A 22,009-nucleotide genomic window follows, 5' to 3' on the forward strand; every position below is an offset into this window, starting at 1 on the left:
GATATCCCTCTAAATTAGAGGTTATCACCCCTTATTATTGAAATGATGATTGTTTTACTTGTTATTACCGTCTTATTGTTCATTGCGATTCCGAATGTGGCAAAACAAAGCCAGAACATCAATGCAAAAGGCTGCGATGCTTTTGCGCATATGGTACAAGGACAAGTGCAGGCGTATCGGATTGACAATAAGAAATTTCCTGATTCCATTGAAACGATGGTAACAGATGGATACTTGCGAGAGGATGAAACGAAATGCCCTGGTGGTGGGGATATTACCATTGATGCGGAAGGCGCAGTTTTGGTAAGTGAAACATAAAGAAGGCGGCTTTACGCTGTTGGAAATGATGCTTGTGTTAACGGTGTTTATGGCTTGCTTTGGGGCAGTACTCATTCCGATTTTGAATGTAACGAACGAAGTAAATGAACAGCAATTTTTTAACCAGCTGGAGCGTGATTTGTTTGAAGCACAGTCGTATGCGATTTTGAATAATGTGCATGTTAAGGTCAATTTTTATGAATCGGGGCTGCACAAATATACTATTTCCACGTATGAATATCCTCGTTACATTTTAGTCGAGCGAGATATTCCCGCGTACTTCATTCCTGTAAAGGGAAGTATGATGGATATTATGTTTCAAAAAACGGGGATGACGAACCGGTTTGGCACTGTTTATTTTAAATCAGAAGAGAAGCGAACAAAACTAATTTTTTTAATTGGAAGGGGACGTTTTTATTTTCTGGAAGAGTGAAGAAGGATTTACATTGGCTGAAAGTCTTCTAGCGCTGACCGCATTGTTCGTTGCAGCTACTTTTATTTTGCCATTTTGCATGAAAATTGAAGCTGAAACGTCAAATAGATGGGAGCGTCAGGAAGGAATGAGGAAATTATATGAAGAAGCAGAATCGAGGGTGTATGTACCCGCTTCATTCACATATGAAATGGATACGCCTAATTTTACAGGCCGGATCTTTTGGGAAACAGAGAATGGAAAAGATCAGGCGTGTGTATCAACTACTGATAAAACGGTTTGTGTATCAGAACGATAGGGGCTATACCCTCGCTGAAGCTCTTATTGCACTGACTGTGTTCATGGCATGTGCTGCATCATTTCCATTATTGTATGATGCAGCGTATCGTATTGTAGAAGCAAGCAAATCTGAAAAAAATACGGAATGGGAAATTTTTATTGTACAGCTGCGCAATGAACTGCATCAATCCAGTAACTGGCATATATCGGGTGGAAAACTCAATTACGGAGTAGAAGGGTCCATCACATCGATCAGCCAGTATGAGGATAAACTCCGGAGACAAATAAACGGGCAGGGGCATGAAGTGATGCTGCAAAATGTGAAAAAAGCGACTTTTGCACTCGAAGGAGGGAAATTGTATATTCATGTTACCTTTCAAGATGGAGAAGAAGAAGGAACATCGCTTTATCCATTCAATCAAGCGTCTTCGTAAAAACGAATCGGGGATGATTTATCCCCACGTACTAGTACTACTTTTTTTAATGAGTGCTGCTGCTGTGACGGCAACAGATGCAGCAGTGACAAAAATGAAAACAGCCGATCAGCTGACGGAATATTATGAAATGCGGCTAGTTGAACTGATGGCGGTTAGATTCGTGCTAAAAAACCCGGACACTGCTTCCTTTACAATGAAAACAAATAAAGGAACAACGGATGTACAGCTATTAGATCAATCAGAAATAGAACGAAGCATTCGCATTACGACAACGAGAGGGAAGCGGCAGTTTTATGCTACATTTCTTTATAATAAAGAGAACAATCGACTTACAAAGCGGATTGAGCATCAGTAAATGTCTGAAAGCGGCCGGCAGATAAATAGAGGAGTCCGCCGTTCCAGACAGATAGTCGAATAGCAGGTTCGAAACGGCGGATAATCGCTTCTTTTTCACGTGTATATTCTTCACTGTCATCTGGATTATTTTCATAAAAAGAACGAAGTAATGAAATTTCCTTATCCTGTTTATTTTTTGCTTCTTTTGCCCATTCGTGGTTTTCCTGATTGAGTTCGTTCATTACCATTTGCTGAAGTCGCTTCAGCCCGCTTATAGGAGTAATGAACGGCGATAACACGTAATGAAAGGAAGGGATCGTTTGGGCAAAAGGAACATCGCTTATTTTGGTTAAAAAGTCACGCTGGATCGTTCCACTAATTAGATGAAGAGCGACCGACTCGATTCTCTCTTTTTTACCGTTTGCTTCATACGAAATTAAAAAATGGACGAACAGCCATGGCTCCAGTTGAAGAGGCTTTATGGATGGACATTCTTCATATAGACGGATAAATAGCGACTGTTGTCCGGCATAGTGAAGCAACTGATGAAACCTTGGCGAACCGAAGCTGATGTATTCTTCGTGGGCACGCAGCGGCTGACCGGTGTCTTTTACATAAAAAGAAACAGTCATTGGCGCCCCTTTTTCATTCAGCTGATCTTTATAGTGCCAGTAAAAAGGACGATTCATGATTGCTCGGTCCATCTGTTCGGACAACTCTACAGTAATCGACTGATCGTCTTGATGGGTAATCTGGCACTCGCAGGCTGTGAAAAACTGTTTGAGAAAAGTCATCATATATAATTCACTCCAATGCAGCAGTAAGATTATGCACTTTAATTTCCCATTCACGAATGCTTTTTGAATGATGAAAGGCATCGTGCAAATGCTCTTCCACCCAATTTTCCTCCAAAATATCATCCAGCTTGCCAATCGCTGACTGGAACAAATGAATTTTTTCATGCAACAGCGTCAGCATGCGATCTTCAACGGTTTGCTCATAAGCAAGATGATAAATGTGTACGTCTTGAACTTGTCCGAGACGATGAATGCGTCCGATCCGCTGTTCTAATTTCATCGGATTCCAAGGCAGGTCAAAGTTAATGAGCCGTCGGCAAAATTGTAAATTGAGCCCCTCACTGCCCGATTCTGTTGCAATAAAAACTTGAGCAGGCCCCTTAAACAGTTCAACCATCCAGTCTTTTTTCCCTTTTTTGAAATTACCTTGAAAGGAAACGGCTAATAATCCATTTTCTCTAAAGTAGTGTTCGAGATAGCGCTGCGTTGCCCGGTACTGTGTAAAGACAATTGTTTTTTCAGGGTGTTCTTTCATAATAGCCAATGTTTTTTCCGCTTTCGAATTCATGTTGATCTGTTCGGCTAAGAGGGCGACCTTCTCACATTTCTGTCCAGTTAGTTTTTGAATCGTACTAAGTGCGGCATATTTGCTGCTGCATGCTTCCCGTTGTAATGTGAGCAGGGTCATCGCATTTGGTACATCTTCTTTTAAATAGGCAAGTGAATCGTAAAATGCTTTTTCTTCTTTTGACGGAGTGATCCGGATCGTTTCGACACACCGTTTTATGGGCTGCCGATCCATCTCATCCCGCTTGTTTCGAATCATGACCTTTTGCAGCAGCTCTTTAAAGGCATCCTGATCGTGAATGGACCGCTTTCCTTTTTTAAATCGGTTATTGAAAGATTCGCTATTACCAAAATGACCGGGTTTTAATAATGAAACGAGATGAAAGAGTTCATCAACGTTATTTTGTACAGGTGTCGCCGTTAAAAGCAGGCAGTATGTTTTCATCAAACGGCGGACAAATTGATAATTTAATGTAGCGGGATTTTTCAGACGATGCGCTTCGTCAATAATTACCATATCGAACATCGTATTTGCAATGGCATCCGCATATTTTGGTTGTTTGGCCGAATCAATAGAGGCAATTTGGACACCATTCCACGACCAGTCGGGTTTCTTTTTTTGCACGAGTGCATAAATTTTACACTTATCACGTAGTTCTTTTGCCCACTGATTGACGAGAGAAGCAGGTGTCAAAATAAGGGTGCGCGATACAAGGCCCCGAAGCATGTATTCTTTTAAAATAAGACCGGCTTCAATTGTTTTCCCAAGTCCGACTTCATCTGCTAAAATAGCGGTTCCATTCATTTCTTCCATGACTGTCCGTGCTGCTTCTATTTGGTGTGGCATAAAGTGAATGGAAGGGAGAAAATCAGGTGTCAGCAGTCCATGAAAATCAGTCGGAATAACGAGCTTTTTCGTTTCGGCTGCTAATGTAAAAAGCGGCCAGTTACTAACGACGGGAGCAGAATGGAGCCAGGCGGGTAGTTGCTTTTCCCATGAGTCATCAATTAAAATGGGCGGTTTCAACGTGAAAATACCTCCTTTTTAATCTAGTTGCTGATCGTTACAAAGCATGATACGATAAAAGAGAAATATGAGATCAGTATGTCCGAATGAATAAAATAGTATGAATACATAATGAAACAAAAAGTGTGTTACTTTTACGTAAAAACGGGTAGGAAGAAGGTTTTTGTATGAAAAGAGCAGTCCTGTTATTCTTTGTTATATCGTTAGGTTTTATTTTATTGGCACGTTATCAAGCGGAGGATCCTGAGCCGGTCGAAGAAAAACCAATTGTGGAAGATAAAAAACCTGTTTTAGAAGAACCAAATCGGTTGTTTATAACAGAAAAAACAGATTCATTTGAGCTTGAGTTTGGAACAGGTTGGAAGGTATCACCAAATGGTGAAAAAGAAGCGGCTATTGAAGGACGTGGTCCGGATAGTGTAGAGGAAGGGGAAGGCGTACTCGTTGTGAAAGAGGGAGAAACAACGACACTATTTTCATGGCCAGCGGATGAAAAGCAAGAGACCGTTAAATATGTGGAGTGGAAAGATGACACGCATGTATACGTCATTGTTGGCTTTTCACAAGGCACAGTGACCAAAGGCGGCAGTTTGTATGAATTGAATGTGGAAACAGGGGATACGAAAGAGGTGGTCATATCGAATGACCCGAAAGAAGAAGTCGTCTTAGTAAACGTTGAGGAAGGAACATATACGCTCCACACATATGAAGATGACAATTTTATGAACGGAAGCACTGAAGAGATTCCGTTACCATAATAAAAAAGGAGCATGTTCTGCTCCTTTTTTATTTCGTTTTAATTTTACCTGTCCATTTCTTAAATCCACCTTGCAAATGATAAATATCACGGTATCCTTTTCGATATAGCATCTGTGCAGCACGTCCGCTGCGAAGTCCACTTTGGCAATACAAATAAACAGGTTTGTCGGGACGAATTTCTTTCATACGCTGCTTCATTTGCGTAACGGGAATATTGCGTGCACCGAGAATGTGTCCGCTATTATATTCATTCGGTTCGCGCACATCAATGAGCTGCGCTTTCCGGTATCCTAGCACAAAATCTTCTTGGCTGAGCGGTTTCACCGCACGTTTTTGGGAGAAATACATAAAGAGAGCGTACAAAATCATCGCTCCAAGCACTGCGGCAATAGAATAAAGCAACGTCGTGTTCCCCTTTCAAATAAACTGCTTCTTTCATTATATCTATATGCTCATCAGATGAAAAGAAAATTCTCTTTTAAAAAAGCAGTGTTCACGGCTTTGATTTTTACACTTGATTTGTTAGACTATACAAGGGAATCAACAATGAAAAGAAGGCGTTAATCATGAAGAAAGAAAGATGGGCATTTCTTGACACGGGCAATCATAGCGCTGCGTATAATATGGCGGTAGATGAAGCACTGCTTGATTGGCACAGTAAAGGTAAGATTCCGCCAGTTGTCCGATTTTATGGATGGGAGCCGGCAGCACTGTCGATCGGTTACTTTCAAAAAGCGGAAAAAGAAGTGAACTTTAACGCGCTTCAGGAGCAGGGTATTGGCTTTGTACGCCGTCCAACCGGTGGCAGAGGCGTATTGCATGAGCATGAACTAACGTATAGCGTCATCGTTAGTGAAGAGCATCCTAAAATGCCTGTGGGTGTCACAGAAGCATACAGAGTCATTTCAGAAGGTGTGCTGCAAGGATTTCGGGCACTCGGTCTAGATGCTGAATTTGCCGTGCCGAGAACGGAAGAAGAGAAAGCGAGTTTGAAAAATCCGCGCTCTAGCGTCTGTTTTGATGCGCCAAGCTGGTATGAGCTTGTCGTTGAAGGCAGAAAAGTGGCAGGTAGTGCACAGACGAGGCAAAAAGGTGTGATTTTGCAGCATGGGTCGATTTTGCTTGAGATTGATGAGGACAAGCTGTTTAGCTTATTTCACTATTCAAGCGACCGGACGAAAGAACGGATGAAACGTGCTTTTAAAGATAAAGCTGTTGCGATTAATGCGCTTTGCTCAAACCGTGTGACGTTGAATGAAGCACGTATTGCATTTAAACAGGGATTTGAAAAAGGACTTAATATTGAACTAGAACCGCTCGTTTTAACAGAGGAGCAAGTTTATCAAATTGAAACGATTCAAAGAGAACGCTATGAAAATCGTGAATGGAATTTCCGGAGATAAAAGTTCTCGGGCGGTCGCCTGATTTTTTATCCTCGGAAAATATTTTTATGCGTTTATTTTACAGGGATTGAGCCTGTTCACGACTTTTTTAGTAAAAAGGCGGCTTGACAAAAAAAAGATTCTCACTCAATATGTAGAATATGAATAAAGAAACAAACACAATATATTGTGTTTGTTTTCGTTTTTTCTACTAAAACATGGGTATATGATTTAATGAAACAGAATAATAAAGGAGTTGTTTGCATGCCTGCTACGCCCACAACGCACATGTCGCTAAACGTCGACAGATTAAACAAGGACATCAGCATTTTTCCACAGGTACATCCTGTCACACCGGATATGAAGATTACACACAAAGGTGTTTCCCGTCTCGTCATGATCGACCGTTATTCATTTAAGGATACGGAAAAGATCACTCTGTCTGAAGGCGATTTCGTCGTGTTGACGATTAAGGAAGATCCAAAGTTTCCAGCTCGCGGAACGGGTTTTATTACAGCGATCGACCGTGAAACAAAAAAAGTATCTGTCTTAATTGATGAAGAATACAGAAACGCGATTGACGATCCAAATGAAGCGGCAGAAGGTATTGTACATCGCGGATTTGACGTGATTGAAAAACCGCTTGAAGTGTTTTACGAGCAAATTGCGAAGCGTAATGCAGCCGGTCTTTCATCCGTTGAAAAAACAGACGAAAAACGAAAAGAATGGTTCGATAAATTTTATCATGAACTTGTGAACTTAAACTTTATTCCGGCAGGACGTGTATTGTACGGAGCGGGAGCGGATACGGACGTAACGTATTTCAACTGCTACGTGATGCCTTTTGTCGCTGACTCACGTGAAGGCATTTCAGAGCACCGCAAACAAGTGATGGAAATCATGAGCCGCGGCGGCGGCGTCGGAACGAACGGTTCTACACTCCGTCCGCGCAACACACTAGCCAAAGGCGTAAACGGAAAATCATCCGGCTCTGTTTCATGGCTTGATGATATTGCGAAACTGACACACCTTGTTGAGCAGGGTGGATCAAGACGTGGTAAATCAAATTAAGTGCCTCGTCTCTAAATAAACCTCGTGAATTGCTGGAAACTCTTTGTATGACTTGTTGGCTACAACGCAACTGGAAACGGTAAACGTGAATGCTTGAAAACAACAAGTGGATAAAGACAATCAGCAGCCAAGCTCCTTAAAGGGAGAAGGTTCAACGACCAGCGAAAGCACACTGAATAAGTGGAAGTGAGTAGAGTAGGGATCAAGTGATTCCGAAGTGCGAGGGCACTCTCATAGAGTGTAAGATATGGTCTGAGCTCTAAGGTGACTTAGAGAGTTGATCTAACGAATCAACGCAACAAACTGGCTCAAATGATTATGTTGGCGGACTGGCATCCAGATATTGTTGAATTTATTATTTCGAAAATGCAAAATCCGCGTATTTTACGTTATTTGCTTGAAAATACAGAAGACGAACAAATTAAAAAAGCAGCAAAAGACAAGCTGAACTTTAAGCCGCTTACTGAACGGGAAGAGCAAATGTATCAAGGTGTTGTGAATTACAAAAATATTCCTGGATACGGTGGATTCAGCCCTGAAATATTTAAAGATGCGGAAGAAAAACTTCGTACGGGCGGCACGTACAGTGTGCATAACGCTGAATTTTTGACCGGCGCAAACATTTCGATCTGCTTAACGAAAGAATTCATGGAAGCCGTCGAAAACGATGAGGAATACGATCTCCGTTTTCCAGCTGTGGAAAAGTACAGCAAAGAAGAGATGGCACACTATAATGAAAACTGGCATAAAGTCGGTGACGTTCGCGAGTGGGAAAAAGAAGGCAATGCAATTCGTTTATATCGGAAAATTAAAGCACGCGAATTATGGAACTTGATCAACGTCTGCGCGACATACTCCGCAGAACCGGGTATTTTCTTTATCGACAATGCGAACGAGATGACGAATGCAAAAGCGTATGGACAGCAAGTAGTTGCAACAAATCCTTGCGGAGAACAGCCACTTGCACCATTTTCTGTCTGCAATCTTGCAGCGGTTAATTTAGCCGAAATGGCAAATAAAGAGACAAAAAAAGTGAATTTTGATAAGTTGAAAGAAACAGTTCGTACGGGTGTCCGCATGCAGGATAACGTAATCGATGCGACGCCTTACTTCCTTGAAGAGAACCAGAAACAGGCGCTTGGCGAACGACGTGTCGGACTTGGAGTTATGGGTCTTGCAGACTTGCTTATATACTGTGAAAAAGAGTATGGTTCACCAGAAGGCAATGTGCTTGTTGATGAAGTGTTTGAAGCAATCGCTGTGACGGCGTATGAGACGTCTGTTGAGCTTGCAAAAGAAAAAGGCAGCTTCCCGTTCCTTGAAGGGGAAACGCTTGATGAAACGAACCGTCTGCGCGATGCGTTCATCCACACAGGCTACATGAAAAAAATGCCTGAGCATGTTCGCGAAGCCATCGTTGAAAATGGTATTCGCAACTCTCATCTATTAACTGTTGCGCCAACTGGAAGCACTGGAACGATGGTTGGGGTGTCTACAGGGTTAGAACCATATTTCTCATTTACCTATTATAGAAGCGGACGTCTTGGTAAATTTATCGAGGTGAAAGCAGATATCGTAACGGATTATCTTGCACGTAATCCTAAAGCAGATCCAGATCAACTGCCAGCGTATTTTGTGACGGCAATGGGTCTTGCACCAGAAGCACATGCAGATGTTCAATGTGTGATCCAGCGCTGGATTGACAGCTCGATCTCAAAAACAGTAAACGCACCACGGGGCTACACAGTTGAGCAAGTAGAGGGTGTTTACGAACGTCTATACAAAGGCGGAGCAAAAGGCGGCACAGTATACGTCGATGGCAGCCGTGATGCTCAAGTTTTAACACTAAAAGCGGAAGAAAATAGCTGGGATGAAGAAGAAAAGATCGAACCAAAAGAATTTGAAAATCATGTTGTTCTTGTTGATACGATTCAAGATTTGCGTTCAACAAACGTTACAATCGGTAGCGAAATTGGCAATACTTGCCCGGTTTGCCGCAAAGGTACAGTAGAAGAATTAGGTGGCTGCAACACGTGCACAAACTGTGGTGCCCAGCTGAAATGTGGATTATAATTAAGAAAAAAAGCCGTTCCGGAGCAATCCGGGAACGGCTCTTTTTTTGAGTAAAGCAGCGGAAAATAAAAAAACCGCCAGCATATCTGGCGGGATCATTCGGAAGAAGCGCGCGTTCTGCGTTTCCCTTTATTCCCTTCAATCAAGGTTAAATGTGAGGGGTTTTTACGTCGGATCGGTTTTTTAGTCATCTTAGCTGAAAGAGAAGAAGCACGGGGCGGCGCATATTTTGTTTTAGGGATATGATGCTTTTTTTTTGGACTGCTTTACTGCTTTTGAATACGCGCGCTGTTCAGTATTACCGCCCATCCGTTTTCTCATAAACAAACGGAACAGGAAAATCACAATCGCGACAGACACAATCGCGAACATAAGTTGCTGCAAGAGCTGCCCGGGAGAGGTGATCATCATAGACACGAGACCAATGGCAGCAAGTGCGACAATAATGGACGTTACGACAGTACGAATACTCATTAAAGCGACCTCCCAGAAAGTAGTGTTACTTATATATTAGACAATTTCGTCTAATTTTAATCCTTTTTCGGCGCTTTCTTCGATGGAAATTAATTTTTCCAATGACGCAATTGCGACTTCTACTTGATCATCCATCATTTCTTTCATCGTTAACAGCTGTGATCACAGTCCCAGATACCCCAAAAATAGCTGTCATCCATTTTCATACGCATTAATCACTTTATGCTCGGCACCGTGATATTGGAACAATCGTTTACTAATGAGTGTCATTGAAATGAAGTAAATATAGACGAGCAGCAGTACAATACAAGCTTGAATATTACTCATTTATCAGTTCCTTCCCTCATTCATCTAGAAACAGCATGACAGGTATTAATTATATTTTAGCGATAAAACGGCCAAAATAAAAGCAAGACGTATCAGATGGAGGAGAAAGAATGAAAAACCAAAAAATGTCTAATCAATCAGGCTATTTCAACAGGAAAATTATTCAAACAGGCATTGCATCAGGAAGTCTATTGTTTATAATCAGCTTGCTGGCCTATACTTTTCATTTCTCAAAAGTAAACCCAGTATCGCCTGTTTTATTTTTGCGTCAATCAACAGCCATTCAATACATCATCGCTGCTTTGATCATTATTATCATTTCCGTTGTGCTTTCTTTATTATACTATGCACTATTTAGGAAAAGAACGCCCTTACTTGCAGGTTTTGTTATGGGAATCGTCCTTTTTTTATTGCTTTTCGCATTCATTTCCCAAAGTACACTTAATTTGATTACCGTATTCTGCCTGCTTTTATGTTATTGTGTATTTATTAGCGTATCTGCTTCATGGATTTATGAACGGGGCAGGTAGTCATTTGTGCTCTAAATATGATAAACTGTTTTGTGAAAAGAATAGGCGGGGGACGGGAGAATGAAAAAAGTTCTATTGATGAACGGTGTCAATTTAAACAGACTTGGCAAGCGTGAGCCGCATATTTACGGCTACACAACGCTAGATGAATTGGAAGAGCGCGTGATTGCACGTGGAAAAAAAGCAGACATAGAGGTGATTACGTTCTGTTCCAATTTTGAAGGAGAACTAGTGGATCGCCTTCATCTGGCAGAAGACGAGGGAATTGACGGAATCATCTTTAATCCAGGTGCATTTACGCATTACAGCCACGCCATTGGCGATGCAGTTGCAAGCATTACAGTGCCGGTCGTAGAAGTACATATTTCAAATATTCATGCACGTGAAGCATTTCGTCATCATTCAGTTATAGCTCCTCATGCAGCTGGTCAGCTTTGTGGATTTGGCCTGTATGGCTACGAAATGGCGCTCGACTATTTAATGAATCGGGAGGTCTAATACATGTTGCTACTTGAAAAACTACGTGTACAGTTAGCAGAAAACGGTGTAGATGGACTATTTATTATGAGCCCGTATAACCGCCGCTATGTGACTGGGTTTACCGGAACAGCTGGCGCTGCCATTGTTACACAACATGATGCGGTGTTCTTAACGGATTTCCGCTATATGGAGCAAGCAGCAAAACAGGCAGAAGGATTTACGATTGTCCAGCATTCAAAACCCATTTTACAAGAAGCGATGGAACAGGCGGAAAAGCTAGGCCTATCAACGCTTGGATTTGAAACAGAATATGTTTCGCATCAAGAATATGAACAGTTAAAGAAGCGATTTAAAGGTACACTTAAACCAGTGGCTGGACTCGTTGAAAACTTGCGCTTGATTAAGACGGAATCAGAGATTAAGATATTAAAGAAAGCGTGTGACATCGCGGATGCAGCGTTTAAACACATTCTCGATTTTGTAAAGCCAGGGGCACGAGAAATCGATGTGTCAAACGAACTTGAATTTTTCATGAGAAAATGCGGTGCGACTTCTTCATCTTTTGATATTATCGTTGCTTCCGGTGTGCGCTCTGCTTTACCACACGGTGTGGCAAGCGATAAAACAATCGAATCCGGCGATTTCGTTACGCTTGATTTTGGTGCCTTCTACAAAGGATACGCATCGGACATTACACGCACAGTCGCAGTCGGTGAACCGTCCGCGCAGCTGAAAGAAATATATGAAATTGTTCTTGAAGCACAGATGGCGGCAGTTAACCAAATTCGACCAGGGATGACCGGGAAGGAAGCGGACGCTGTAACGCGTGACATCATTACATCAAAAGGATACGGAGATGCGTTCGGCCATTCAACCGGACATGGCCTTGGACTGGAAATACACGAAAGTCCAACGCTTTCCGTTCGCAACGATAAACCGCTCGCAGCAGGTATGGTTGTAACGGTGGAACCGGGCATTTATTTGCCAGGAATTGGTGGCGTTCGAATTGAAGATGATATTTTATTGACAGACAGCGGAAACGAGCTGCTCACACATTCTGCAAAAGAGCTTATTATTTTGTAATTTCCAGGAGGAACACACATGATTTCAGTAAATGACTTTCGGACAGGTTTAACAATTGAAACAGACGGCGGCATTTGGCGAGTTGTTGATTTCCAACACGTGAAACCGGGTAAAGGTGCAGCATTCGTACGCTCGAAGCTTCGTAACCTTCGTACAGGTGCGATTCAAGAAAAAACATTCCGTGCTGGTGAAAAAGTAGAGAAAGCACAAATTGACAACCGCCGTATGCAATATTTGTATGCGAATGGCGATCAGCACGTATTCATGGATAACGAGTCATACGATCAAATAGAACTGCCAGAAGGACAAATTGAATATGAATTGAAGTTTTTGAAAGAAAACATGGATGTATCAATCACAATGTATGGAACAGAAACACTCGGTGTCGAACTTCCGAACACAGTGGAATTGAAAGTAACAGCAACAGAGCCTGGTATTAAAGGCGATACAACGTCAGGTGGTACAAAACCGGCAATCGTTGAAACAGGTCTATCTGTCAACGTTCCATTCTTCATCAACGAAGGCGACGTACTGATCGTTAACACAACTGACGGATCATACGTATCACGTGCGTAATCCAAAAGGAGTGTACCTAACCGGTGCGCTCCTTTTTATTTGTGGTTTTTCGTATGATGAAGGAAAATGAATAGAAAGAAGGTAGTATAAATTGAGTATGAAAGAGGAATTACAAGCGCTTATTCCGAGATTTCAAAAGAGAGAACCAGCTCTTGATCAGTTAAACTCATTTCCGTTTGATAATATAGAGGATTTGAAGAAAATAGGCTATACGAAAGCGATGATGCTAGAAAATGGAGGTATGTCGCTGCTTGATTTTGTTCAATGTCAGGAACTAATTGCAAAAGGATGCGGGGCAACAGCTCTATCAATTGGCTGGCATACCGGTATATTGATGGAATTTGCAGAACATAAACATTGGAATCCAGCCATTGCTGATTTCTTGAGAGAAGAAGTGCAAAAAGGAAAGCTCATAAATGCGGCAGCGAGTGAACGAAATGCAGGCAGTCCACTTCGGGGTGCTGCGTTTAAAACGACCGCAGTGTTAGATGGCGGTGAATACGTGATACATGGAGAAAAAACATTTACATCGGCTGCACCGGTACTTGATTATTTTTTTGTGTCGGCATCTATTCAAGGGACAGAAGAATCAGCTGTATTCCTCGTTCCTGCTGATTCAAAAGGCATCTCGATTCGAAAAACGTGGGACAGTGTCGCGATGCGCGGAACGGCAAGTCATGATTTAGTTATTGAAAATGTTCGTATTCCGTCAGATTATATCGTTGAGAAATTGGATGGATCAAAAAAGTTACGCCGGAACGGCTCGCTTTTACACATTCCAGCATGCTACATCGGTATTGCGGGTGCTGCCCGTGATTATGCGATCGAGTTTGCAGCAAACTATACACCAGCCTCGCTTGATCAGCCGATCGGTACATTACCGGTCACGGAACAGCTGATCGGTGAGATGGAAATGAAATTAATGGCAGCGCAGCAATTTTTATATCGGACAGCTGAATTGTATGACCACGCACCTGATGAACCGATCAAACCGCAAATGGCTGCGGCAAAATCATTCGTTACAAACACAGCAATTGACGTGACTGATATGGCGATGCGTCTCGTCGGTGCTCGCAGCCTGTCTGAAAAAAATCCGCTTCACCGTTATTGGCAAAACGTTCGTGCCGGGCTACATAATCCACCGATGGACGATATCGCGTACCGGACACTTGCTCAAAATGCGATTGCCCGCATCAATCTATAATACAGGGAAGGACCCGTCATTTTAAATGACGGGCTTTTTATTTTTAAGGCATAGAATAGTACATGCAGACGTTAGTATCGGGGAGCACCATAGGAGACACGAATTTAGTATTTGTTTCTCATGACAAATTCATATTTTGGGATTTTCTTTCATACAGTGTGAAAAGAACGAAAGGAGGCGCTGGTTGTCTTGACGTATGAAGCCATTTTGCCCTATTTGCCAGAAATGGTTGCCCGTTCAGTGACGACTATTTTGAAAAAAGATCCTCGCATAGAAGAAATTAGGCTCAGAACGGGTCAGCCTATTGAACTTTCAGGAGATAAGCAGTATGTTCTTCCCCTCATATTTACGGAAAAAGAACGGCAGGCATTTGTGTATAAATTAACGAAGCATTCATTCTACATGCTGGAAGAACAGCTAAAAAAAGGCTATATCACAATTGCAGGCGGACACCGAATTGGGTTGGCGGGACAGGCTGTGTTAAAAAAAGGATCCGTATATTCCATGACCAATTTGTCCTTTTTTAACATTCGTATTGCGAAAGAAAAGAAAGGAACAGCGCATCACTTGCTGCCTTTTATATACGAAAATGGCTGGCAGAGTACGCTTCTCATAGGCCCGCCCCGCTCTGGAAAAACGACATTGCTACGCGATCTTGCAAGGACTGCCGCTACAGGATTGATAGAGCGGGGCGTTCTATCTTGTAAAACATCTATTGTGGACGAGCGTTCCGAAATTGCCGGCTGTTTGAACGGAGTCCCGCAATTGGACGTTGGAAAGCGGGCTGACGTACTTGATGCATGCCCGAAATCAGAAGGGATGATGATGATGATCCGATCGATGAGCCCGGACATTATTATTGTCGATGAAATTGGCCGTGCTGAGGATGCGTACGCCTTGTCAGAAGCACTAAATGCGGGGATTGCTGTCATTGCAACGGTTCATGCACATTCATATGAGGAAGTGATTCGTAGACCGATTATTCGTACGATAACAGAAAGTGGTCTGTTTAAACGTTACATCGAAATGAAACAAAATCATGAGTGCATCATTCGAGATCAGCAGGGCAGAGTGTTGAAAACAGCTATGGCACTCCGATGAAATGGGCTGGTGCTTTCTTTATTATTCTCGCTTCATTTCTCATCGGCCAGCGCAAATCAAAAGCGTATACAAACCGGGTTCTGCATATTCGTCAATTTGAATCCGCGCTGTTAACGATGCAATCGGCTATACTTTTCGGAGCTGATTCGATTGAAGCGACGACCCGCTTTATTGCGGAGACGATTGAAAAACCAGCTGCACTGTTTTTTCGTGATTTTGCGGAGCAGCTGTCGTCAACCGAAACGAGTGCCACCCGCATATGGACACATACGTTGCAACGGCATAATGACTTCTTTGCCTTGAATCCGTCAGATATCCGCCTCATTGAACAGGCAGGTAATATGCTTGGTTCATGTACACAGGAAGCAGAAGAACGAAGAATTAAACACGTGCTCAAGCAGTTAGAAAAGAGAAGAGAAGAAGCAGTGGCAGAAGAACAGCGTTTTGCTGGCATGGTTCGTGCCATCAGTGTTTTATCTGGCCTGTTAACAGCCATTTTGCTTATGTAAGGCGGGGAATGACATGAATGTGGACGTGGATCTTCTTTTTAAAATAGCCGGCATTGGTATCATTGCTGCTTTCTTGCATACCATTTTAGAGCAGCTCGGCAAAAAAGAATACGCTCAGTGGGTAACACTGTTTGGCTTTTTATATATTTTATTTATGGCTGCTACAATCGTCGGACAGCTGTTTGACAAAATAAAATCTGTTTTCTTATTTCAGTGACAGGAGCGTTTGAACAATTGATATCACCTACATTGCCGCCATTGTACTCGTTGCTGTCTTTTTGGCTGTTTTGCTGCGTGAATACAGTGCAGGTTACTCGTTGCTATTCGTTTTTTTCGTCTGCAGCCTTCTTTTATACGGGCTGGCGGGAGAAATAGCGATCCTCATTGCCTCGGTCAGAAAATTGGCAGCATACGCTGGTGCAGAAAGAATATACGTTGAAACGGTATTAAAAGCAGTTGGTGTTGCGTATATTTCAGAATTTATTGCGAATATCGCAAAAGACGCGGGTCAAAACGCGCTGGCAGCAAAAATGGAAATGGCCGGGAAAATCATTATTATGACACTTGTGCTGCCAATTTTAGCGCTGTTAATTGAAACGGTCATGTCGATGCTGCCAGGGCGGTGAAAAAAATAGGACAAGTCCTCGATCCAATTATGAAAAACGTTGATTTATCAGCAATCGAAGATCATTGGAGTGAGATCAAGCACATATACGGTCCATTTTTGCCTAGTCAAATGGACATAGACATCGATAACTTGGATATTACGTCTTTTTTTTCACTAGAGAATTGGATGGATATGTTTCAGTCTTATATTTTGTTTGAGATCACAGAGAATGTTAAATTGCTGTCGATTATTTTTTTGTTGTCTATTTTGGCATCTGTGTTGAAGACGATGGGACATGCATTTGGTCATCAAACTGTGAGTAAAACAGCGGAAGCAGCCATTTTAATTCCGATTTTTATTCTTGCGATGAACACATTCCGGCTGGCGATTGAATCAGCATCTAATGCAGTCGAAAATATGACGGTGTTTATGACCGTTTTTATGCCGGTGCTTCTGGCATTGCTTGCATTATCCGGTGCTGTTGTATCAGCGGCTCTGTTTCCACCACTTCTTTTATTTATGATGAATATATCAGGTGTTTTAATTGATCAAATTGTGTTGCCATGTCTCGTTTTTTCTGTTTTATTCAGCTTAGTCGGTTTATTATCGGACCATTATAAAGCAGACCGGATTGCTTCATTGCTCCGCATAATCAGTGTCTCATTGCTCAGTGCATTTATGGCTGCGTTTCTCACCGTTATGACAATGCGAGGGATGAGTGCAGCAACGGCGGATGGATTAACTGTAAAGACGGCTAAATTTTTAAGCGGGACATTCGTTCCTGTTGTCGGACGGATGATGGCGGATGCGGCTGATACGGCTTCGGGAGCTGCTTTAATGATTAATAATACAGCGGGTGCAGCCGGCATTGCGATTCTTTTATTAACAGCGATATTTCCTGTCTTGAAAATTATGGTACTTGCTTTTCTATATAAAGTAGCAGCTGCTGTTCTGCAACCGCTCGGGGATTCTGCCGCTGCCTCGTGTCTTGACATCATCGGAAAAACGATGTCGTTTGTCCTCGCAGCGCTTGCTCTCGTATCATTTATGTACTTTTTAATGATGGCTGCGGTCGTTGCGGCTGGCAATGCCGCGTACATGATGAGGTGAACGTATGCAATCCGTTTTTGACTGGCTGACTGGTGTGCTGGCTGTGCTCTTATGTGCTGCTATTATGGACATGATTATTCCAGAGTCGCCTATGCAGAAATACGTGCGTCTTGTGGCTGGACTTGTTATTTTAACGGCTATCATCACACCGGTTTTTGCGTTGTTGACCGGTGTTGACTTTTCTTTTTTACTAGAAAATGAACAGAAGACGACTGTGTTTCAACAGGAAACAGATGATCATCTTAAACAATTGACTGAAATGGAAGCATTGACAGCGAATCCGTATATGAATCAGCAGTTATTGGCAGATGCGGAATCGGCACTTCAACTTTTCCCTTCATGCGATGTAAGAAGTGTGGAAGCGGATATAGAGCAAAGTGAACTCAAACATGTCCTTTTAACGGTAAAAGGAACAGAGGAAAGCTGCCCAGAAGAAAAAATAATTGACTTGTTGTCTCAAAAGTGGAATATAGATGCCGTCCGAGTGAATATGGTGATTCAAAAGGGAGGTTCAGGAGGTGAGTGAGCGGAACCGGCTGTTTTCTTTTTGGAAAAAAGGTAAGGCAGACAAGCCGTTAAAATGGATCGCTGTTATGTTGGGAGGTGGTATTGCTATAATGGCTCTTGGTGATTTGCAGAAAGAAGATTCGGTTAAAAGTGAAGAGCCAAAAGACGAGCCAGCAGCAGTAGAAGTGGATGTGAAAAGCGAATATGAACGGGAATTAACAAACGCGTTAAATCAAATTGCGGGGACGGGACACGTGTCTGTCGTTGTCAATCTTGCGTCATCTGAGCGGAAAGTGCTGGAGAAAAATACGTCATCTTCAACAGGGAATGGCGATGTAACAAAAGAAGAACAGGTAGCCATTATCCGGAATGGAGATACCGAAAATCCAGTTATTTTAGAAGTGCGTAAGCCAGATATTCAAGGGGTGCTTGTCGTCGCGGACGGTGCAGAAAATGTGCATGTGAAAAAACGAATTATGGAAGCAGTGACGCGGATGCTTGGCGTACCGGTGCATCGCGTGGCTGTTATACCCGGGAAAACGGAGGAGACAAAATAATGCCGAAAAAACAAACAGTATGGTTATTTACAATGGTGAGTTTAACGGCGGTATTAGGTGTGTATTATGTGACCGGCCCGGATAAATTAATGCCTGCATCAACACTTGAAGAATCAGTACCGGAATCTACAGCGAAAGATGTGGACGTGAAGGTAGAAGAAACGGCTGGTGATGAGGTTTTTGAATTAATCCGGCTTGAAACAGATGACGAGCGAAGTCGTTTAAAAGAAGAGTTGACTGCTAAGGTGGCATCTGCAGATGTGTCAGTTGAAGCAAAAAATGAAGCGTACGATGATATGAAGGAACTTGATGCACTTACGTCGAAAGAACAAATGGTAGAGACGCTTATTAAATCAAAAGGGTATGATGACGCACTCGTTCGGACAAGCGATGGTGAAGTGAGGATTACGGTAAAATCAGACAGTCATTCAGCGGAAGCAGCAAATGAGATTATCCGGCTTGCGAAAGAAGAGATGGGTGAAAAAATGCCTGTTTCAGTTGAATTTCAGCCGTTTAAGTAGCAAGAAATGCTCGCCTTTGCATAGGTGAGCCCTTTTTCATTCTTATTCTATATTTGCTAATTGACGAAAAAAAGATAGAATGAGAAAAGGAGTTTCCCCATTTTTGAATGAAGATACTCCAGACATTATGTATATTGAAGGGGTGTTGAGGAAATGAAAGTACAAGAAATTAGAGAGTTGATCAAACTTGTGGATCAATCAGGAATCGAGGAATTTGTTTTTGAATCAGCAGGAAGCAAGCTGAAAATGAAGAAATCAACAGGTACGACTACATATGCAGCAGCATCGGAAGCACCGATTGAAAAAAGTGTGCCAGTTCAGGAAGCACCAAAATCTGTACCGGTTGTGCAAGAAGCACCGGCACCGGAAGCACCGAAGTCAGCAGTTGATGAATCAAATTTACATAAAATTATATCTCCGATGGTAGGGACTTTTTATCAATCACCATCACCAGATGCAGATGTGTACGTAAAATTGGGTGAAAAAATTAATGCTGAATCAGTGGTTTGCATCGTTGAAGCGATGAAACTGTTCAATGAAATTGAAGCAGAAGTAGACGGAGAAATCGTTGAAATTCTCGTAAAAGACGGGCAGCTTGTAGAATATGGACAGCCGCTCTTTTTAGTGAAACCGGAATAAGGGGGATTCGCGATGATAAAAAAAGTATTAATTGCCAATCGCGGCGAAATTGCGGTGCGCATTATTCGTGCCTGCAAAGAGCTTAATATTGAAACGGTTGCTGTGTTTTCTGAAGCGGACCGTGATGCTTTGCACGTGCAAATAGCAGATGAAGCATATTGTATCGGACCAACGGCATCAAAAGACAGTTACTTAAATTTCACGAATATCGTCAGCGTGGCGAAATTAACAGAAGCAGATGCGATTCACCCGGGCTATGGATTTCTTGCTGAAAATGCTGATTTTGCAGAGCTGTGCCGTGAATGCAATATCATATTTATCGGCCCAACGCCGGAAGCGATCACACAAATGGGGACGAAAGATGTTGCACGTGATACGATGGAAAAAGCAGGTGTCCCGATCGTTCCTGGTTCAGACGGTATCATTCAAGATATAGAAGAGGGTTTGGAAACCGCTAAACAAATCGGCTACCCAGTTATCATTAAAGCGACTGCCGGTGGCGGTGGAAAAGGGATACGTGTTGCCCGTGATCCAGGGGAACTTGAAAAAGGCATAAACATGACACAGCAGGAAGCAGCAACTGCGTTCGGGAATCCAGGCGTGTATTTAGAAAAGTTTATTGAGGATTTCCGCCACGTTGAAATTCAAGTGCTTGCTGATATGCATGGGAATATAATCCATCTTGGAGAGCGTGACTGTACGATTCAGCGCCGCATGCAAAAGCTGCTGGAAGAAACACCGTCACCAGCACTTGATGAGAAAACGAGAGCATCCATGGGTGAAGCAGCTGTGAAAGCAGCTAAAGCAGTTGATTATACAGGGGCAGGCACGGTAGAATTTATTTACGATGTAAATCAAAGCACGTTTTATTTTATGGAAATGAACACTCGTATTCAAGTGGAGCATCCGGTGACAGAAATGGTCACAGGCGTGGATTTAATCAAAGAACAAATTTATGTGGCATCCGGTAAAGAGCTTTCTTTGACGCAAGAGGAAGTAACGTTTGATGGATGGGCAATTGAGTGCCGGATTAACGCAGAAAACCCGGAGAAAAACTTTATGCCGTCACCGGGCCGGGTTGAGGGGTATTTGCCGCCGGGCGGGTATGGTGTGCGCATCGATTCAGCTGTCTACCCGGGCTACGTAATTCCACCGTACTATGATTCGATGGTCGCAAAGGTTATTGTACATGGCAAAACGCGAGAAGAAGCCATTGCACGTATGAAGCGCGCATTGTCTGAATTCGTCATAGATGGTGTGTATACGACCATTCCGTTTCATCAAAAACTGCTTGAGCATGACGTGTTTATCGGCGGCGAGTTCAACACGAAGTTTCTTGAAACGTATGACGTGATGAAATCCCAATCCTAATATCGGAGGTGCATCATAATGGCAGAACAACAATCAACTAATCAAGTACTAGAAATGAGCAACGGTGAAAACGGCCACGGCCGTATTGAAATCGCACCAGAAGTCATCGAAGTGATTGCCGGTATTGCCGCATCTGAAGTAGAGGGCGTTGAAAAAATGCGCGGCAGTTTCGCATCAGGTGTCGTCGAACGACTTGGGAAAAAAAATCATGGCAAAGGTGTCCGAGTTGATTTAACAGAAGATGGTATTAAAGTGGACGTGTACTGCGTCGTGAAATTCGGCGTCTCGATCCCGCGTGTCGCGCAGCTCATACAAGAAGGCATCAGGCAGACACTCTTAAACATGACAGCACTTGAAGCAGATGAAGTGAATATTCACATTGTCGGCATTCAGTTTGAAACGAAACAGCCGGAACAGGAATACGAAGAAGAAGTATAAAAATGACGCTTCGGCATGTCCGGAGCGTTTTTCGCATGTTTTCGCAAGGCTCGTTTTATGCTATGATCATAAAGGCATTAAATTAAAAGGAGCAAATTATGAATGAATAGACGGACAGCGCGTGAAAAGGGTATCCAGGCTCTTTATCAAATGGATTTAAGCGGGGCGGAAGCATCAGAAGCGATTGAAAACGTGTTGAACGGAGATGACAGCGAAAGCAGTTATTTGTACGATGTCGTGGAAGGTGTGGAACGCAATCTTGAAGAGATTGACAACACAATAAAAGAAAATCTTGAAAAATGGTCATTTGACCGCCTGGCAAAAGTTGACCGGAACATTTTACGTCTTGCTGTATACGAAATGAAACAATCAGAAGATGTACCGGCAAAAGTTGCGATCAACGAAGCGGTCGAATTGGCGAAACATTTTAGCGATGAACGTGCCAGCAAATTTATTAACGGTGTATTATCGAAAATAAATAAATCGATGGAATAAG

At 42.6% G+C, this 22,009-nt stretch carries 29 protein-coding genes and 2 pseudogenes; 26 read left to right on the forward strand and 5 right to left on the reverse strand.

Annotation, left to right across the window (positions count from 1 at the left end):
- The first annotated feature begins 45 nt into the window (after positions 1-45).
- From comGC to AWH49_RS17885, 5 genes are all read left to right on the forward strand, one after another.
- Complete coding sequence (gene comGC / locus AWH49_RS17865; protein ID WP_244886914.1) at positions 46-318, forward strand: competence type IV pilus major pilin ComGC; 273 nt, start codon at positions 46-48, stop codon at positions 316-318.
- On the forward strand, positions 308-751 hold the full coding sequence (gene comGD / locus AWH49_RS17870) for a competence type IV pilus minor pilin ComGD (RefSeq protein ID WP_063966827.1): 444 nt from the start codon (positions 308-310) through the stop codon (positions 749-751). The genes comGC and comGD overlap by 11 nt, the downstream gene beginning before the upstream one ends.
- A gap of 13 nt (positions 752-764) precedes the next feature.
- Positions 765-1,049 (forward strand): hypothetical protein, encoded by a 285-nt coding sequence (locus AWH49_RS20215; protein WP_034286105.1) that lies wholly within the window; start codon positions 765-767, stop codon positions 1,047-1,049.
- Positions 988-1,464, forward strand: coding sequence for a competence type IV pilus minor pilin ComGF (gene comGF / locus AWH49_RS17880; RefSeq protein ID WP_157723777.1), 477 nt, complete (start codon positions 988-990; stop codon positions 1,462-1,464). Before AWH49_RS20215 ends, comGF begins: the two co-directional genes overlap by 62 nt.
- 64 nt (positions 1,465-1,528) lie before the next feature.
- Positions 1,529-1,822: a hypothetical protein gene (locus AWH49_RS17885; RefSeq protein WP_157723778.1), complete on the forward strand. Its 294-nt coding sequence runs from the start codon at positions 1,529-1,531 to the stop codon at positions 1,820-1,822.
- On the opposite strand, the gene AWH49_RS17890 is transcribed toward AWH49_RS17885, so the two are convergent.
- Positions 1,797-2,600, reverse strand: coding sequence for a YqhG family protein (locus AWH49_RS17890; protein ID WP_063966829.1), 804 nt, complete (start codon positions 2,598-2,600; stop codon positions 1,797-1,799). The genes AWH49_RS17885 and AWH49_RS17890 overlap by 26 nt on opposite strands.
- Before the next feature lie 7 nt (positions 2,601-2,607).
- Complete coding sequence (locus AWH49_RS17895; protein WP_063966830.1) at positions 2,608-4,194, reverse strand: DEAD/DEAH box helicase; 1,587 nt, start codon at positions 4,192-4,194, stop codon at positions 2,608-2,610.
- Between the two features lie 167 nt (positions 4,195-4,361).
- Here AWH49_RS17895 and AWH49_RS17900 point away from each other — a divergent pair, with 167 nt between their 5' ends.
- Positions 4,362-4,952 (forward strand): DUF4652 domain-containing protein, encoded by a 591-nt coding sequence (locus AWH49_RS17900; RefSeq protein WP_018393909.1) that lies wholly within the window; start codon positions 4,362-4,364, stop codon positions 4,950-4,952.
- A 28-nt stretch (positions 4,953-4,980) separates the two neighbouring features.
- Here AWH49_RS17900 and AWH49_RS17905 read toward each other — a convergent pair whose 3' ends face one another.
- Positions 4,981-5,322, reverse strand: a complete 342-nt coding sequence (locus AWH49_RS17905; protein WP_051080869.1) for a rhodanese-like domain-containing protein — start codon at positions 5,320-5,322, stop codon at positions 4,981-4,983.
- 197 nt (positions 5,323-5,519) lie between these two features.
- Here AWH49_RS17905 and AWH49_RS17910 point away from each other — a divergent pair, with 197 nt between their 5' ends.
- The 3 genes and pseudogenes from AWH49_RS17910 to AWH49_RS17920 all read left to right on the forward strand — a co-directional run bounded on the left by AWH49_RS17910 (position 5,520) and on the right by AWH49_RS17920 (position 9,479).
- Positions 5,520-6,356, forward strand: coding sequence for a lipoate--protein ligase family protein (locus AWH49_RS17910; protein ID WP_018393907.1), 837 nt, complete (start codon positions 5,520-5,522; stop codon positions 6,354-6,356).
- A gap of 243 nt (positions 6,357-6,599) precedes the next feature.
- A pseudogene (locus tag AWH49_RS17915) lies at positions 6,600-7,394 on the forward strand (ribonucleotide reductase N-terminal alpha domain-containing protein); the annotation flags it as partial.
- 315 nt (positions 7,395-7,709) lie between these two features.
- Entirely contained in the window at positions 7,710-9,479 is a 1,770-nt protein-coding gene (locus AWH49_RS17920) for a vitamin B12-dependent ribonucleotide reductase (protein ID WP_280512848.1), read from the forward strand.
- Between the two features lie 234 nt (positions 9,480-9,713).
- Here the strand turns inward: AWH49_RS17920 and AWH49_RS17925 are convergent, their stop codons facing one another.
- On the reverse strand, positions 9,714-9,953 hold the full coding sequence (locus AWH49_RS17925; RefSeq protein ID WP_063966832.1) for an SA1362 family protein: 240 nt from the start codon (positions 9,951-9,953) through the stop codon (positions 9,714-9,716).
- Positions 9,954-10,151: 198 nt separating this feature from the next.
- A pseudogene (locus AWH49_RS21425) lies at positions 10,152-10,259 on the reverse strand (DUF1385 domain-containing protein); the annotation flags it as partial.
- Between the two features lie 131 nt (positions 10,260-10,390).
- Here AWH49_RS21425 and AWH49_RS17930 point away from each other — a divergent pair.
- From AWH49_RS17930 to nusB, 17 genes are all read left to right on the forward strand, one after another.
- Positions 10,391-10,810 (forward strand): YqhR family membrane protein, encoded by a 420-nt coding sequence (locus AWH49_RS17930; protein WP_063966833.1) that lies wholly within the window; start codon positions 10,391-10,393, stop codon positions 10,808-10,810.
- A gap of 60 nt (positions 10,811-10,870) precedes the next feature.
- A complete protein-coding gene (gene aroQ, locus AWH49_RS17935; RefSeq protein ID WP_018393900.1) occupies positions 10,871-11,308 on the forward strand; it encodes a type II 3-dehydroquinate dehydratase in 438 nt (145 codons plus the stop codon).
- Positions 11,309-11,311: 3 nt separating this feature from the next.
- The gene (locus AWH49_RS17940; protein WP_063966834.1) at positions 11,312-12,373 is read left to right on the forward strand and encodes a M24 family metallopeptidase; all 1,062 of its coding nucleotides are present in this window, start codon (positions 11,312-11,314) and stop codon (positions 12,371-12,373) included.
- An 18-nt stretch (positions 12,374-12,391) separates the two neighbouring features.
- Positions 12,392-12,949: an elongation factor P gene (gene efp, locus AWH49_RS17945; RefSeq protein WP_063966835.1), complete on the forward strand. Its 558-nt coding sequence runs from the start codon at positions 12,392-12,394 to the stop codon at positions 12,947-12,949.
- A 97-nt stretch (positions 12,950-13,046) separates the two neighbouring features.
- Entirely contained in the window at positions 13,047-14,153 is a 1,107-nt protein-coding gene (locus AWH49_RS17950) for an acyl-CoA dehydrogenase family protein (protein WP_051927858.1), read from the forward strand.
- Between the two features lie 189 nt (positions 14,154-14,342).
- Complete coding sequence (gene spoIIIAA / locus AWH49_RS17955; protein WP_082862942.1) at positions 14,343-15,254, forward strand: stage III sporulation protein AA; 912 nt, start codon at positions 14,343-14,345, stop codon at positions 15,252-15,254.
- A complete protein-coding gene (locus AWH49_RS17960; RefSeq protein WP_018393895.1) occupies positions 15,251-15,763 on the forward strand; it encodes a stage III sporulation protein AB in 513 nt (170 codons plus the stop codon). Before spoIIIAA ends, AWH49_RS17960 begins: the two co-directional genes overlap by 4 nt.
- 13 nt (positions 15,764-15,776) lie before the next feature.
- Positions 15,777-15,980 carry a stage III sporulation protein AC gene (gene spoIIIAC, locus AWH49_RS17965; RefSeq protein WP_018393894.1) on the forward strand — a complete coding sequence of 68 codons (204 nt, stop codon included), beginning with the start codon at positions 15,777-15,779 and terminating at the stop codon, positions 15,978-15,980.
- A 100-nt stretch (positions 15,981-16,080) separates the two neighbouring features.
- A complete protein-coding gene (locus tag AWH49_RS17970; RefSeq protein WP_018393893.1) occupies positions 16,081-16,389 on the forward strand; it encodes a SpoIIIAC/SpoIIIAD family protein in 309 nt (102 codons plus the stop codon).
- Positions 16,386-17,480 carry a stage III sporulation protein AE gene (gene spoIIIAE, locus AWH49_RS17975; protein ID WP_018393892.1) on the forward strand — a complete coding sequence of 365 codons (1,095 nt, stop codon included), beginning with the start codon at positions 16,386-16,388 and terminating at the stop codon, positions 17,478-17,480. Before AWH49_RS17970 ends, spoIIIAE begins: the two co-directional genes overlap by 4 nt.
- Before the next feature lie 4 nt (positions 17,481-17,484).
- Positions 17,485-18,006 (forward strand): stage III sporulation protein AF, encoded by a 522-nt coding sequence (spoIIIAF, locus tag AWH49_RS17980; protein ID WP_063966836.1) that lies wholly within the window; start codon positions 17,485-17,487, stop codon positions 18,004-18,006.
- Entirely contained in the window at positions 17,999-18,544 is a 546-nt protein-coding gene (locus AWH49_RS17985) for a hypothetical protein (RefSeq protein ID WP_063966837.1), read from the forward strand. Before spoIIIAF ends, AWH49_RS17985 begins: the two co-directional genes overlap by 8 nt.
- Positions 18,544-19,065 carry a SpoIIIAH-like family protein gene (locus AWH49_RS17990; RefSeq protein WP_063966838.1) on the forward strand — a complete coding sequence of 174 codons (522 nt, stop codon included), beginning with the start codon at positions 18,544-18,546 and terminating at the stop codon, positions 19,063-19,065. Before AWH49_RS17985 ends, AWH49_RS17990 begins: the two co-directional genes overlap by 1 nt.
- 153 nt (positions 19,066-19,218) lie before the next feature.
- Entirely contained in the window at positions 19,219-19,704 is a 486-nt protein-coding gene (accB, locus tag AWH49_RS17995) for an acetyl-CoA carboxylase biotin carboxyl carrier protein (RefSeq protein WP_063966839.1), read from the forward strand.
- Positions 19,705-19,716: 12 nt separating this feature from the next.
- The gene (gene accC, locus AWH49_RS18000) at positions 19,717-21,075 is read left to right on the forward strand and encodes an acetyl-CoA carboxylase biotin carboxylase subunit (protein WP_034286091.1); all 1,359 of its coding nucleotides are present in this window, start codon (positions 19,717-19,719) and stop codon (positions 21,073-21,075) included.
- Positions 21,076-21,093: 18 nt separating this feature from the next.
- Positions 21,094-21,513 carry an Asp23/Gls24 family envelope stress response protein gene (locus AWH49_RS18005; RefSeq protein ID WP_018393886.1) on the forward strand — a complete coding sequence of 140 codons (420 nt, stop codon included), beginning with the start codon at positions 21,094-21,096 and terminating at the stop codon, positions 21,511-21,513.
- Positions 21,514-21,615: 102 nt separating this feature from the next.
- A complete protein-coding gene (gene nusB / locus AWH49_RS18010; RefSeq protein WP_018393885.1) occupies positions 21,616-22,008 on the forward strand; it encodes a transcription antitermination factor NusB in 393 nt (130 codons plus the stop codon).
- Position 22,009 lies beyond the last annotated feature (1 nt).

It is taken from the genome of Domibacillus aminovorans (assembly GCF_001643235.1).
Classification (GTDB): domain Bacteria; phylum Bacillota; class Bacilli; order Bacillales; family Domibacillaceae; genus Domibacillus; species Domibacillus aminovorans.